This is a genomic window from Parcubacteria group bacterium (assembly GCA_041659505.1).
Taxonomy (GTDB): domain Bacteria; phylum Patescibacteriota; class Minisyncoccia; order Moranbacterales; family UBA2206; genus UBA9630.
Genome location: JBAZYF010000004.1, coordinates 137378 through 152292 on the forward strand (window position 1 = coordinate 137378; position 14915 = coordinate 152292).

Consider the following 14915-nt stretch of genomic DNA (forward strand, 5'->3'; position numbering starts at 1 on the left):
TAAACTGACTACAAATTATTTATACCGCAAGGCTTCCAATGGATCAGTCGCGCTGGCGCGTCGCGCTGGGATCACTCCAGTTGTGAAACCCACCAGCGTTGCCACTGCTAGGATGAAGAGCAGAAACCAACCGGGAAAATACAGAAGCGATGTCGCATATCCGCCAAACCGTTGCGCCAAAAAATTAACTAAAAAATTGAAAAGTTGCCCGCCAATAAAACCGATGATAAGCCCCGAAAGACCGCCCAAAAAACCCATGATGGTCGATTCAAAAACGAACATCCATAAAATATCATAATTGGAAGCGCCGATTGATTTCATGATGCCAATTTCCTCTGTCCGCTCCAAGAGCGAAACAGTCATCGTATTGAACATTCCGATGGCGCTGACCATCAGCGCAATCGCACCAAAGAATCCCAAAATCACGCGAATTACTCCAAAAGCTTTATCCACTTGATTAATCAGATCAGTCAGCGCGGAAACAATAAAGCCATTATTGGTCAATTTTTCCCGGATGCCGGGCAAGATTGAACTGGAATTACACTTAACTTTGAGCCGGCTAAATTGCAAATTGGAGACAACTCTATCTACCGCTTTGTTATTCATATAAACCAAAATGTCTTTTTTGTCCGTAAAACCGACAATCTTCGTTTTCAGTTCAAATTTTTGTCCCTTTTTTTCCCCAATTTCCGGCAAATAGAGTGTTAACTCTCCGCCCAACATCTCTTGCGGTTCTTTTTCGAAAATCTTTGCCAGCGAACTGGAAATAACCGTACCATTCACTTCATCATCATTGATATCATCCCCCTCGGCAATCTTAACACCGTCCAGCCGGTTAAAGTCTGGATCGACTGCTAGAATTTTCGAATCAGAAACCAGATTATCAAATTTCATCTGTCCCATTGTTTCGTAAACCGGACTAACCCTTTCGACCCCCTCTTGGTTGGCAATTGTCTCAACATCCGCCGGACTGATCGACTTATTCTCCCCGCCCGGATAAACATCCAGCGTTAAAAGAGAATCGGCCGTGGTGATTGTTTCCAGGAGAGTTTTCTGGATTCCATAGCCCAACCCGACCAGAAAAAGAATCGCCCCGATTCCGACGCCCATGCCCAAAACAGTGAGAAGTGTCCGTGACGTTCTCGCCTTAAACATCCGAGTAGAAAGTTTTAACAGATCAAATATGTTCATAAATTTATCTCACGTTAACCAGAGTAACGTAAAAGCAAAAGTAACTCCACTTCTTTGGCGATTTTTGTCGCTGTCCTTTTATCAAAATCAAGCCCCTCATGCTTTGCGGAGATATCCATTATTTTTTCAAACTCTTCTTTGCCGATTCGATTTTCCAGTCGATCTATGAGCGCCCCGACTAGTAGGCTATTTCTAGCCTCGTCTAAATTTAACTTTAATTTAAAATTGAGATACTCCGCCAACTCCTGCGCCGTCTTATTTTTTTCTGTGAAACTGATTTTTGACGCCTGCATGACCATTTGCTGAATTTCGGCGGAAAATCGTTCTGCGATACGCTTATCCCAGCCCGCGCCGCCCTGTTCAACTGGCATATCCAAATCTTTCAGGAAACTTTCAAAATTTATTTTGGAATAAAGAAAATCTTCCAATTTTTTGATGGCTTTTTCGATCTGATCATTAGTCATGGAAAAAAACAGATGGGAGAAAATCTGTTGCGCCTTGAATGGCACTAAGAGATTTCCTACCTGGCTGCCCGTAAGACCGCGAAATGACCGCATCAGATGGCGCAGATCAAGTGGAATATATTCCTCCTTGAAGAAATCGTCCCGCACTTTTCCATCCTTGAAAACAAAACTTTCCGCCGGTGCAATTTTTTGCTTTTTGACCAGCTCGATTTTGATTATCTTGCCATCGCGCATATGCACGATTTTGTCACCAAAGACCAAGTGAGCTGGATCATGCGTCACTAAAATGACGGTCTTTTTGTCAATCTCATTTAAGTCTTTAAGGATCGACATCACAATGTGGGAAGATTTGGAATCAAGATTTCCTACCGGCTCATCCGCCAGGATTATTTCCGGATCATTGACCAGTGCGCGCGCGATAGAAACACGTTGCTTTTGACCACCGGAAAGTTCCGAAGGGAATTTATCCGCCTGATTAGAAATATTAAACCGCTCCAGAAGTTCCAACGCTTTGATTTTTCGTTCGGACATCTTTACGCCATCGAAGGTTTTGGGCAGACAAACATTGTCCAGGATAGTCAACGATCCAATCAGATAGAAAGCTTGAAAAACCATCCCCATTTTCCGGCGATGAAACCAAGCCATCTGTTTTTTGGAATAAGCGCTGATGTCTTCTCCATCAATCATCACCGCGCCACTGGTCGGTTTTTGTAAGCCGGAAATCGTGTAGAGCAGGGTTGATTTTCCACAACCAGAAGGGCCGAAAATGATTACAAACTCCTCGGGAAAAATTTCCAAGCTGACTTCTTCCAATGAACGCATCTCATTGAGCTTGCCCTGATTGTAGATCACATTGACTTCCTTGACTGTAATATTGGGTACTTCGTTTGGCATTCTAGTTTATCTTTAACTAATTGCATATCCAATATTATACCACGCAACGGAAGCAAAACAAAATTATTTCTTTACGACTTACGCGTTTACCAAAAAATAAGCTTGCTGTTAGCAAACACATAAGTCTTCTTACTAGATAAACTTATGCAAAACTTTTTCCGCCGCTTTAAGATCATCCGGACTGCCGATAGCATGCCAGGCCGTCGCTTTTTCCACTTTAACATCGTAATCGCGAGCCATCACGGCCAGCGTTTGGGGCAAACCAAATTCGATATCTCCGGCCTTTTTAGGAATCAAATCATAATCAAAAAATTTTTTATTCAAAACATACGCACCGGCATTTGCAAGCTTGTCCTTTGATCGCAACGGGTTTTCAATCACATCAATCATACGCCCATTTTTATTGGTTTTAATAATCCCGCACTTGCTCACATCCTCAACCTCATAACCCAGAATCGCTAGGTCATGCCTCAGCATCCGCTTCAAATCTTTTTTATGATAGAGATCATCGCCCATAATAACCAAAAATTTGTCTTTAAGAACGCTCCGCGCCAAATGCAACGCTCCACCCGTGCCATTCATTTTGTCTTGATAGACATAGATAATTCGCCGTCCGGCAAAATACCTTTTAAAATGCCGAATGATATAGTCACCGGCATAGCCGATAATAAAAACAATCTCCTTAATTTCTTTTGGGAGCATATTAATCTTGTGCTCCAAGATCGGCTTGCCTTTCAATTTGAGCATCGGCTTGGGAATTTCATCGGTCAGCTTTTTCATCCGTTTTCCCCGTCCGGCCGCTAGGATTACTGCTTGCATAGATAAATTGTTTAACCAATTAAATCCTGTAATAAATCCACTGTCCTTCTGATAAGATACAACCTGAAAAAATTGTCATTCCCGCGAAGGCGGGAATCCAGGTTCCTCTGGCTATGAACTCTAGAAAATCGAGCCACAAGTCTGGCAAGTTCTATATTTCAGTTAGTCTTGAATTTTAATAATTCGTTTTTCTTTATTTTTCACCTGGGGTGCCTGGATCCCCGCCTTCGCGGGGATGACAAGGAAAACTAAATTACAACATTAATCAGTCTCCCTTTCACAAAAATAATCTTTTTAATTTCTTTGCCTGCTGTATGATTCTTGGTTTTTTCACTTCCCAGCGCCAACTTGGTCGCTTCTTCTTCGGAAATGTCCGCACTAACTTTCACCGTGTCACGCACTTTTCCATTGACTTGGATCACTAGTTCAATTTCTTCATCCTGGATCAAGTTCAAATCATACTCCGGCCAACTCTCTTGGAAAATTGATTCGTCATGACCGAGCTTTGACCAAAGTTCTTCAGTTAAGTGTGGAGCAAATGGACTCAGAATCAATAAAAATAATTCAAAATTTTGCACGGACAATTCCGTTTCTTTTTCCAAGGCATTAGCTAAAATCATCAACTGGCTAATCGCCGTATTAAACTTCATACTTTCAATATCTTCCGAAACTTTTTTAATCGTCTTGCTCAATAAAATAGTCGTTTTAGTAGTTTGGCTTTTGAAATTTGGATTTGATTTGACATTGGAAATTAGGATTTTGGAATTTAACTTATAAGTTTTCTCTAGAAACCGATACACTCCCACAATTCCTTTTGTCTGCCACGGCTTCATATCCTCGAGCGGTCCCATGAACATCTCAAACATCCGCAAAGCGTCTGCGCCAAATTGCGCGGTAACGTCATCCGGATTGACCACATTACCTTTTGATTTGGACATCTTCGTTCCATCTTCCGCCAAAATCGTGCCTTGGTGCCGGAGCTTCAAAAACGGCTCATCAAATTCGAGATAACCCAAATTATGCAAAACTTTCGTGAAAAATCTCGCATAAAGCAGATGCAACACAGAATGCTCCGCTCCACCGACATAAAGATCGACCGGCAACCATTTTTTGAGCAGTTCTTTTGAAGCAAACTCCTTTTCATTTTTCGGATCAGCATAGCGCAAGTAGTACCAAGACGAACAAACAAAAGTGTCCATCGTGTCGGATTCCCTTCGCGCAACGCTACCGCATTTCGGACAAACGACATCCTGAAATGTTTTGGAATATTTGAGTGGCGATTCGCCAGTCGGCTTAAAATCAACATCAGTTGGAAGCTCTACAGGCAGATCCGCCTCTGAGACTGGAACTTCACCACATTTTTCACAATAAATAATTGGGATCGGCGCGCCCCAATAGCGCTGCCGCGAAACTAACCAATCGCGTAACTTGTAATTTACTTTAAATCTTGCATCTCCTTTTTTCGCCAACCATTCAGTAATTTTTATTCTTGCTTCCTTGGAAGACAATCCTTCAAATTGAGCAGAATTTACTAACTCCCCTTCACCTTCAAAGCAAATTTCCAGATTTTGCACTTTTTCCCAAAGCTCATTATTTTTTGGCCTGATAGAAACGCGTAGCGGAATATTGTATTTTTTTGCCAACTCAAAATCTCGCGAGTCATGCGCGTCAGCAAAAACCGCTCCGGTTCCATAATTCACCAAAACAAAATCAGAAATCCAAACCGGTATTTGATTTCCGGTCGCTGGATTGATCACATACGCTCCCGTAAAAGCACCGGTTTTTTCTTTTCGCAATTCCAAACGTTCTATATCAGTTTTTTTTGCCGTTTCAAGCAAATAATCTTCTATTTCTTTTTTGTGATCTTCGGTTGTTATCACAGAAACCAAAGGATGTTCCGGAGCTAAAAGAAGATAGGTTCCGGAAAAAAGCGTATCGATGCGGGTTGTGTAGACAGTTATTTTCTCCGAACTATTTTCAATCGCAAAATCAACTTCGGAACCAAAGGACTTCCCGATCCAATTCTTTTGCAGAAGCTTGGTTGATTCTGGCCAATCCACTTTTTCTAATCCTGAAAGAAGCCCGATAGTATCGCTCTTGTCCTCGATAAAGTCAGTAATTTTGAAAAACCATTGTTCCAGATCTTTTTGCACAACCGCACTTCCACAGCGCTCGCACACGCCATCCTCCGCCTGCTCATTAGCGAGCACCGTCTGGCATTTTGGACACCAATTCACTTTGGCTTTTTTCTTGTAGGCTAATCCGTTTTTATAAAACAACAGAAACAGCCACTGCGTCCATTTGTAATATTCCGGCAAAGAAGAATTGACTTCTCTGCTCCAATCATAGGAGAAACCCATTGAATCAATCTGACGCTTGAAAATCTCGATCGCCTTTTCGATTGTTGCTTTAGGGTGCACTCCGGTTTTGATCGCATAATTTTCCGCCGGCAAACCAAAGGCATCAAAGCCTTGTGGATGAAGCACTTCAAAGCCGCGCATCCGAAGATAGCGGGAATAGATATCAGTAGCCGTATAGCTCTCTACATGTCCAACGTGCAGACCGGCGCCTGATGGATAGGGAAACATATCAAGAATAAAGCGCTTTTCTTTCTTCGAAGCATCATTGGCGCGCACCAAATCAGGCTCTTTTTTCCATTTTTCCTGGGCTTTTTTCTCAATTTCTCGCGGATCGTATTTTTCCATAAAACCAATATCTAGTCGGTTATTTTAACAATAACCTAACTTTAACCTACTTTTCAGTTTTTTTCAATACCACCACAAAATCAAAAATCAAGGCCTCCTAGAAACCTCTTGGCGTTTACTGATCAATTCTGAGGTACGTAACTTGTTACGTAACAAATCTTATCAGTCCACAAAAAGCCCGTTTGGAATATTTGGCGGAGCTGTGTCCGAAGAAGTTTGACCGTCCCAGCCGGCTAGTCTCGCCCAAAGCCACCAAGCGGCGTAGGCTTTTAGATTTGCATTCAGTGATTGCGAATGAGCCGCCCCGCAATCATACCAATCCACATTCAAAGTGTGCGTGCCTTGCCAATCCAAAGCCCAGTTTTTATCTTGACTGCCATTTGCATCACTATCATAATCACAATTGTCTGTCGGAATTTTGTCACCAAAGTAAACATTGTCTGGATCATAGGATTCGATGTCCTCAAAGTCATAGAGAATTTTATCGTTGTCGCGACAGTAGGCTCTGATTTGTTCGTTCCTCAGGTGCAGGTTTCCACTCAAACCGCCTCCGTCCAAATGACCAGTCATATAGACAAACTTGATCCCGGGATAATCCTCTTCCAGCGCTGTCATCGGCGCCAAATAATTGCTGATCATCGTGGATTCGTCTAATGAGGAAACTTGCCCACACCAAGACCAAATGATGACATTGACATCTGCATTGAGTCCGGTGCCTCGGCCAGTCGCGCCGTCGGGTGTTCCCAGATAAGCGCGCGTATAATTCACCCAATCAGGATAGTAACCAACATCTCCCGCCATCGCGCCATCATGCAGATCAAGCGCCCCGTCGATACCGCCATTATTCCAAGCATACAAATTATTGGTCGCGCCCTTATTATTCATGAAAGTCACCAAGCCATTCATCCCATCGATCAATTGACTGCCATGTGAGGTGTGTCCATAAGCAATGTGCAAATCGCTTTTGGCATTATTGATTTGCACTTCGGGAATCAAACTGATTGACCGAGTATTGTGATCAATAATGATCGGCGCGGCTTGGGAATGTCCAAGAGGTAGACTGAGAAACAAAATTAATCCTAAACTGAAATAGAAATTTTTTTTAGGCATTTTTTGTTTAATTAAATAATTAGCTTACTGCCAATCCCACTGGCGCTCCGGGCGCAGTGAAATCATCACCAGTTTGATAATCATAGGCACCAACATCCCAAGCGCCTGACGCCGGACGCAGACGTACTGTTCTAGCTGGAAGAATGACTTGATGATTGACTTGGTCATAGCCGACAGCATAGGTCGTGTCCGAACAAAGTTCAGACAACCTCGGCCGAGAACAATAGGCCGTCAAGTTATCCCCAGCACCGATGACCGGGGACGCCGCGCTGGGGAAAAAGGTGTAGGGATTTTGATTCCAAATCGTGCCTTGGGCTATGGCTTGATTTAGGGCCTGACCAATGTTGGCATGCTCTGTGCAATTAGCACCGCATAGCTCTGCTGGAACAAATGGCCGACCCTCATCACATTGAGCAGAACCTTCACCATCACCCGAGCAAGCAATTAGCAGATTATTGCGAAACTCACAATGTTGCATCGATGCCGAACAGCCTGTACCAGGAATTACTGGATAAGATCCTGGAGAATAACCATTTGGATCCGGTCCGCCTTCAATGGTATTATTAAAAAGATAGACTGAACCGGTCGTACTGCCACCCGATGTTGTAATTTGAAAAACATAATTTTGCGGAACATCAGAAAGCACATTATTAAAAGCATAACTAGGATTGACGCCTCCAGTATAGATTGTCGCATTGACACTGGTAATCTGAACCGGATCTTCCAAGGTTACGGTATTGGCGCTGGCATTGATGGAAAGCACATAGGTATCCAAATCACTTCCACCCGCTCCGCCACCCACCACTTTGATTACTCGGCCAGCAGTCAACTCGCAATCAGCTTCACCGCAAGCCGTAGCCGGGCTTTGCGAAAACTGAAGCACGCTAGAACCGGTGGAAACCGAAGCTGTTGACGTGTATTTTTTGCGGGCAGCTAACATTATTGACACACCGGCTTTCGCCCCAACCATCACATTGTTGGCCACAACCGCACCAAAGCCATGATCGCCCAGCGATTCCATCATATTGTCATGGCTAGTTGTGTTGATATCCGTGCGGTGCGGTCCCAGATAATAATTGCCGGTAAATTCCTGAACCATTCCCAGATACCAACTGGTCGTATCGCGAAAAACATTATTACGCACGATCTGCGGTCCTTGGTAGAGCCCACCGTTCACTCCCATGCAAGCTCCCCACACATCACTTGGACAATCCAATTCCTCTTGCACAAGATTCGAATCTCTCCCATCCACCACATTTTCTTCAAATGTTACATCGCGATTATTGGGGTAACTTTGAATGGGAGAAATTACCATCGCTTGGCTTCCGCCAACCAAAAGACAACCGGGTGCTTGCGAACAATCCACATCCCCACCCAAATATCCACCATCGACACAAGTATTGCCTTGGCTATTAGGAAGACCATGCAGTAAGCAAGAGTTGCGTAAATTTGCGTAACCGTCCGTAATATCGAAAGTCTTGGCTGTCCCATTCCAATTGGCAACGATCGGGCCATTATTGCTGGCCGGAATTACTTGATAAGTTCCCATTATCTGAAAAGGCATTCCGTTGCTAACCCCATCCGTGTTACCGCTGATTACTGTTGCAGTATGACTGTCTTGCGGAATTGTCACCCAAATTTTGACTGGCGGATCAGCGTACCAGGCATGGATATAGTTTCGACGAAAAATCAACCAGGCTGTTTCTTGGCGACCGCCATAAACAACCGCGCCATATCCTTGCTGGTTCGGCACATAAATATTACGAATATCAAAACCGGAAAAAATAACATTTTTTATCGGAAAATGTAGCATCGCCATATCATCCGAAAATGTGGTCAAGTTATTGCCACTGCAACCGGTCATAAACTCACCGTCATGATAGGGTGAAGGAATTGGTGGCGCTTCCACCGCGCAGGCATCCAGTACTGGACGATCCCAGCCGGACGCGCATTTCGCCGAGTTATACCAGGTCTTATCATCATCGCCTAGGAGAGAAATTTTCGCTTCCTCTCGACCAGTACCGAGATAGTCCATTGCGGCGCTATAATAGGCACCGGTCTCTGTGGCAAAATGCGGCGCGCTAATTCTCCAAGGAAAATTTTCCGCCGTCCAAACATCACAGCCCTTGAAAATAAAATTGTCACCGGGCTGACTCAAAAGATAGCTGTTGCCAGAAAGCCAGGCATCGGAAACGCAACAAATTTGCGCTGCTGAACAATCACTAAATTGAGAGGAATTTTCTCCAGCTGGGTATAGTTGGACATAACCACTAGCGCAAGAACTGGCACATGTTCCTGTATACGTAGAACACAAACCAGCCGGTGGAGCATAATCCGCCGGATTACCTATCGCCGCTTTCATTCCCGGTGCGTGCTCCCAAGCATGGTTCTTATCCAGGCCGGTATTGGCATCATTTCCCGTACTGCTAGAGATATAATATGTCACTGCCCAGGTTCTTCCCATCAATCCAAAAATCCCGCCGAAGATTATTGCGAAAAAAATAAGTTTTAAATTTAAGTTCTCATTTTTCATTTTTTACCTAACAAATAATTTTCCTAGAGAAAATTTCAATATACCAAAAAACCAGCTCCTTAGCTGTTTTAATTATACCATAAATCCGGAGAAAATAAACCACGGAAACATCACCCAAGCAAACAAAAAACCGCTCCCGAAAAACGAGAACGGTTTTTTCCAGTTATCAAAAATATTATTTCCCCCCGCCGAGCAATCGGTTCAATCTAGATTTCACTTCTTCCGGCGTCGCTTCGCGCGGAATGTATTCCACCTGCGCTGCTTCCACATGCTCAATCGGTTTCTCAATTACTTTCTCCGCCTGAGGAGTGGCTATTTTTTGACGGAAGATACTAGGCAGCTCATCTTCGCTTACCGGAAGATTAACAGGCGTTGGAGCTTTTTTTCCAAAGCTGGGAAAGATGGATGGAGGCAAAGTCCCTTCCTTTGGCAAGATTTTTTCCATTACTTCAGTTTTTTTGACCTGATCAAAAAAATTCTTGGTTGCAAAATAATTATCTTCCTCGGGAATCGTAGCTACGACCATCTTTTTCAACGGTTCAACATTACGGGAAAAATCCCTGCCAGGAAGCTCCCTCTGGCCAGTCTCTTTTTTAATAAAGATAAGCGGAAAAAGGAAAAAAAATATCAAATAGAGTGCCAGCGACCAAAGGAGGCTTTCGCCGATCAAGACAGTCAAATTTTGAGCAATAGTTTTTCGCACTATTGGCCCATCGATGATCTGAATCTCCAGGTCTGTCTGGATATTATAATATCTGCCGATTACTGCGATCAGGTTTTCTATCGTATCATTGTTCAGCTCTTGAGCGAGACTACTTTTCGCATCGAAGTTTTTAATCCTCAACACCCCGCTCTTATCCGCCCGAATCACGCTCAGTTTTGAATTCCAAAAATCCTTCCGCTTATAGTTTGGCAGATCCACGCCAGACGCTAAAGCTTCGCTTCCATCACTCAAGCGGTCGTTAAAAGCCAGCGAGGCTAGGATCTGTTGAAAATTTTCCACTGTCACATCAAGATTAAGCGCAATGACTTCATTTTTAGGCAAAAGTAAAACATCCGTCTCAGACTCATAGATTTGACTCTTATTCAGATTGAATACGAGCAAAACTAAGAATATGCCCGCAAACCAACCCAGTTTTTTTAGCCAAAAATTATTCATAAGAATCAATTCCGTTATTTACCTGTCTTAATTGAACAGTTTGAATATTCCCGAAACTTCACCTAAGTTTGTCTTGGAAAAAGTAGCATTTTCGATCGTCAAGCCTGTCCAAGTATTGCCAAAGAAAGCTTTTCTTTGCACCCGAGCGATCCCATAATTAGAGTTATCGCTAAACTTTGAGTTTTTAATATCAACTCTGCCTGTCTGTCCAAAAGCATCAACTTCAACCCCCTCCCGTTCATTATCAGAAAAAGTATTATTCTTTGTATAGATCTGTGCACCATCCAGGCGAACTTTGAGGCCACTGGCAGAATTTCTCAGAAAATTAGTACCATCGATCCAAGCCATTACTCCCGAATCAAAAGATGCTCCGTCGCTGCCATTATCTTTGATGTCGCTATTATCAACGACCAGATTTCTTTTCTCGGAGTAAACGCCGTTGCGGCCGTTTTTTCTGATTTCCGTTTCACTGATCGTCACCTTATTGCTATCATTCAGTTTTCCGGCATAAATAATCACACCATCCCTGTCATTGTGCTCGATCCGACATTTGATAATTTTCACTCTTCCGCCATCAGAAACTTTGACTCCATTTTTACCGTCCCGGATTGTCAGTTTGGTGAGTTTTGCTCCGCCATTAAGATAGGCCGCGGAATCATCATCGCTCTTTGCTTCAATGATTGTCTTGTCTCGACCTTGGCCATTAACTTCCACGCCCTTAGGTACAACTAAATTTTCATGATAAGTGCCTTCAGCGACATAGACCACTGTGTCTTTGTTGGCATTTTTCAGCGCTTGGGAAATGGTTTTATAGGGATGTTTGGAAGAACCATCTTGATTATTACTCGCTCCGGTATCGACATAGATTTTTTTTGTATGCCCGGCAAAAGTCAAAAATGGCACAACCACGACCAACGCTAAAAAGGCCAAAAACAACCTTTTTAAGTCAATTTTTTTCATATCAAACATATAGTTTTACTTAAAATCAGTTATTAGATTAACGGAATAGTCTAGCACAACTGGGAAATTTGTCAAGGACGCCAAAACAAAAAACCCACTCGATCGATAGTGGGTTCTTTGTTGAGTAGTAAGTAAAAATCAGCCTCTTAAAGAGTTTTCATTTTATGGATATAGATGCTTTGAACAATTCCAATTGAAGCAAAAACCGCCACCAAAGAGCTTCCGCCATAACTAAGAAAAGGCAACGGCACGCCCGCCACTGGCATCACTCCAATATTCATCCCGACATTGACCAAGATCTGCGAAAAGAGCATCATCATAATGCCTACGGCCAGAAGATAGCCGAAATTATCCCCGGCCGAACGCGCCACTTCTTTTATGCGATAGAGCAAAAGACTCAAGAGAAACAGGACGGCGGCGGCACCTAAAAAACCCATTTCTTCAGCAATAACAGCAAAGATAAAGTCTGTGTGTTTTTCCGGCAGGAAATTCAATTGCGATTGCGAACCATGACCGAGACCTTTACCAAAAAGTCCGCCGGAGCCGACCGCCACCATTGATTGAATCACATTATAGCCACTACCCCGTGGATCATTATACGGATTGACAAAATTGATCAAACGCTCTTTCTGATAGGGCCGTAATAAAAACCAGCCAGAATAGGAGATGACCGATCCGATCAAAAACAAAATCAACAAGTTTTTCTTACTGATCCCCGAGATGGAAAGCAGGGCAGCCCAAGAAACAACAATCACCATTGCCGAACCAAAATCTGGCTGTTTAATGATAAGATAGACTGGGAAAAAAATCAAAATGACTGATGTGGTAATTCTCACCACTATACTGAGTTGGCTTTTTTTCTTACTAAAAAAGCTAGCCAAAAAGACAACCATAGCCAATTTAGCCATCTCCACTGGCTGAATATTAAAGGAGCCAACACCAATCCAGCCTGTCGTACCACGAATCTTGGTTCCAAGAAATAGCACCAAAAAAAGCACTGCTAGTGTGGCAAAATACAGCTTAGTACTAAAGAAACTCAAGGCGCGATAATCAAAAAAAGCGATACCAAACATCAGCACAATCCCCACCACAGCTGAAATCAATTGCTTTCTGAAATTTCCCAGATCTATCCCTAAATCTCCCCGTGAAACACTATAGAGAGCCAAAAAACCGATTGCCACAAGCAAGGCGACCGTGACCAAAATTACCCAATCCAGCTTAAAGAATTTCTGCATAGATTCTTTTCCTTTTTGACAAATTTTTAACGCCCATGAGACTGCAAAGATTGAAAATATTTTTTAGCAAAAGCATCTGAATCGAAAACATTAACTTCGACCTGATTTTCCACATCAGCCACCCCACCAGGAAAACGATTAGGCCAAAAAGCTCGATAATCACGATTCTCTCCCGACCTGACGGTTCGCATTTCTGTAGAATTAAGTGCGATAATCTTGCCTGCCATATCGCGCAAGATCACCCTGACTCGTATCAATGCAAAATCGAACGGACTTTTATTCTTCAAAAGACCCTTGGCTTCTGAAAAACCAACCCCGGAAGTAATTTCGTTATAACTCTTGTTTACAATCTCGAGATCCGGTCTTTCATAAAGATCATCAGTTTCCACCCATTGCGAATCAGTGACGGAAAAATCAATACTAATCGGGTGTTTATCCGATCCAATATTATTCTCTATGATATATTTTTTATCCCCCGGAAGGATAAAACTTTCTCCCTGTCTTTCCGCCAAGATCAATCCGTTTTCATCTTTGAATCTTATATCGTAGGAAAAACTTTTGCTGCCATAGGTGTTGTTTGGATTAATCACTTGCCCATAAAAATCATACTGACCGGCGATTGAACTTTCTACCACGCCCGTTTCTCCGACAATAAAATCCTTAACTTCATTTTTGACACAGTTCGCCGGGCAAATCCCTCCACAATCGATTCCTTCCTCGTTTTGATTTTTTACTCCATCGGTACAAGTCGCTTTTGGTTTAAAAATTGAGTACAGAAACCAAAAAACTGCTGCAAAAAATATCAGATAAATCAGGCCGATGATTAGCCTTTTTTGAGAACTCTTATCCATATCGCTTAAATTTTTAGTATTATGTTTTTATTATAGCAAGTAACCGTTCAGTTCACAATGAACCAAACAAAAAAATACCACGGGTGGCATTTTTATAATCAGATCTTTTCTAAATTTAAATACACAGTTCTCTCCGCCCTGGGCGGACCACTCATCGCATTGTAATAATTCAATCCTACTTTGAAATTTAAATACACAGTTCTCGGCACTGCCCTACTCTTTCCGCTCGAAGCGGATACCATCGGGGCTGACAAGCTTAACTGCTGAGTTCGGGAAGGGATCAGGTGTACCCTTGTCGCTAGAAGCACCGAAAACTGCGCATTCAAATTATTGGCTATTGTTAAAAAGCCTTGATCACCGGAGAGAAAAACAGGAATGAGGCGATCGTAAGCATAATCACGGAAAATACGGTAAATGTCAATGCAAAACTCTTTCTATAATTCTCCATAAACTATTTTAAAGTTATTTATTCGAGAACTTCAGTTTCTACTATTTTTTATTTGCTTTTATTCTACTCCGAAGAATAGAAAAAAGCAAAGCCCTCCTTCTCCGCCAGCTGGCGGATACGGCGTGGTAAAATAGGAAATTTAGAAACTGCTAACTACTAACCGATATGTAACATATAACACGCAACATGAAACGATTGTGCTCGAAAGCACGTGTTTCATATTTTGCGCTGCATGTTACAGGAAATTTAAGAGTGAATAATAATTCAATTTATTAGTATCTCTTGGCTTAATCCATCACTGGACTTACACCTGAGACCTATCAACCTGGTAATCTTCCAGGAAATTGTACCTTGATAAATCAAGGTAGTTGATTAATCTTGAGCGAGGCTTCCCGCTTATATGCTTTCAGCGGTTATCCCGTCCGGACGTAGCTACCGAGCAGTGCTCCTGGCGGAACAGCTCGTACACCAGAGGTTCGTTCTTTCCGGTCCTCTCGTACTAGGAAAGAGATCTCTCAATCAACAACGCCTACAGCAGATAGGAGA

The 14915-nt window shown here is 42.8% G+C and carries 10 protein-coding genes and 2 rRNA genes; all 12 read right to left on the reverse strand.

The annotated features are described in order from the left end of the window. Window positions 1-15 precede the first annotated feature (15 nt). On the reverse strand, window positions 16-1191 hold the full coding sequence (locus tag WC848_06050; protein ID MFA5962219.1) for an ABC transporter permease: 1176 nt from the start codon (window positions 1189-1191) through the stop codon (window positions 16-18). A gap of 14 nt (window positions 1192-1205) precedes the next feature. After that, window positions 1206-2549, reverse strand: coding sequence for an ABC transporter ATP-binding protein (locus WC848_06055; protein MFA5962220.1), 1344 nt, complete (start codon window positions 2547-2549; stop codon window positions 1206-1208). Window positions 2550-2681: 132 nt separating this feature from the next. Further along, window positions 2682-3368, reverse strand: coding sequence for a nucleotidyltransferase family protein (locus tag WC848_06060; GenBank protein MFA5962221.1), 687 nt, complete (start codon window positions 3366-3368; stop codon window positions 2682-2684). 248 nt (window positions 3369-3616) lie between these two features. Further along, window positions 3617-6073, reverse strand: a complete 2457-nt coding sequence (gene leuS, locus WC848_06065) for a leucine--tRNA ligase (GenBank protein MFA5962222.1) — start codon at window positions 6071-6073, stop codon at window positions 3617-3619. A 162-nt stretch (window positions 6074-6235) separates the two neighbouring features. Next, window positions 6236-7183, reverse strand: a complete 948-nt coding sequence (locus WC848_06070) for a hypothetical protein (protein MFA5962223.1) — start codon at window positions 7181-7183, stop codon at window positions 6236-6238. Between the two features lie 19 nt (window positions 7184-7202). Continuing rightward, entirely contained in the window at window positions 7203-9716 is a 2514-nt protein-coding gene (locus WC848_06075) for a hypothetical protein (protein ID MFA5962224.1), read from the reverse strand. Window positions 9717-9891: 175 nt separating this feature from the next. Continuing rightward, window positions 9892-10875: a hypothetical protein gene (locus WC848_06080; GenBank protein ID MFA5962225.1), complete on the reverse strand. Its 984-nt coding sequence runs from the start codon at window positions 10873-10875 to the stop codon at window positions 9892-9894. 27 nt (window positions 10876-10902) lie between these two features. After that, window positions 10903-11835, reverse strand: a complete 933-nt coding sequence (locus WC848_06085; GenBank protein ID MFA5962226.1) for a right-handed parallel beta-helix repeat-containing protein — start codon at window positions 11833-11835, stop codon at window positions 10903-10905. Window positions 11836-11981: 146 nt separating this feature from the next. Next, a complete protein-coding gene (gene rodA, locus WC848_06090; protein MFA5962227.1) occupies window positions 11982-13070 on the reverse strand; it encodes a rod shape-determining protein RodA in 1089 nt (362 codons plus the stop codon). 26 nt (window positions 13071-13096) lie between these two features. Beyond that, the gene (locus tag WC848_06095) at window positions 13097-13921 is read right to left on the reverse strand and encodes a hypothetical protein (protein MFA5962228.1); all 825 of its coding nucleotides are present in this window, start codon (window positions 13919-13921) and stop codon (window positions 13097-13099) included. A gap of 200 nt (window positions 13922-14121) precedes the next feature. Then, window positions 14122-14233: ribosomal RNA gene (gene rrf / locus WC848_06100) — 5S ribosomal RNA — on the reverse strand. Between the two features lie 387 nt (window positions 14234-14620). Next, window positions 14621-14915: ribosomal RNA gene (locus tag WC848_06105) — 23S ribosomal RNA — on the reverse strand; the annotation flags it as partial.

Coding starts and splice junctions, on each gene's coding strand:
- WC848_06095 (MFA5962228.1), bottom strand. CDS start 13,921: ATGGATAAGAGTTCTCAAAAAAGGCTAATCATCGGCCTGATTTATCTG.
- WC848_06080 (MFA5962225.1), bottom strand. CDS start 10,875: ATGAATAATTTTTGGCTAAAAAAACTGGGTTGGTTTGCGGGCATATTC.
- WC848_06075 (MFA5962224.1), bottom strand. CDS start 9,716: ATGAAAAATGAGAACTTAAATTTAAAACTTATTTTTTTCGCAATAATC.
- leuS (MFA5962222.1), bottom strand. CDS start 6,073: ATGGAAAAATACGATCCGCGAGAAATTGAGAAAAAAGCCCAGGAAAAA.
- WC848_06085 (MFA5962226.1), bottom strand. CDS start 11,835: ATGAAAAAAATTGACTTAAAAAGGTTGTTTTTGGCCTTTTTAGCGTTG.
- WC848_06060 (MFA5962221.1), bottom strand. CDS start 3,368: ATGCAAGCAGTAATCCTAGCGGCCGGACGGGGAAAACGGATGAAAAAG.
- WC848_06070 (MFA5962223.1), bottom strand. CDS start 7,183: ATGCCTAAAAAAAATTTCTATTTCAGTTTAGGATTAATTTTGTTTCTC.
- rodA (MFA5962227.1), bottom strand. CDS start 13,070: ATGCAGAAATTCTTTAAGCTGGATTGGGTAATTTTGGTCACGGTCGCC.
- WC848_06055 (MFA5962220.1), bottom strand. CDS start 2,549: ATGCCAAACGAAGTACCCAATATTACAGTCAAGGAAGTCAATGTGATC.
- WC848_06050 (MFA5962219.1), bottom strand. CDS start 1,191: ATGAACATATTTGATCTGTTAAAACTTTCTACTCGGATGTTTAAGGCG.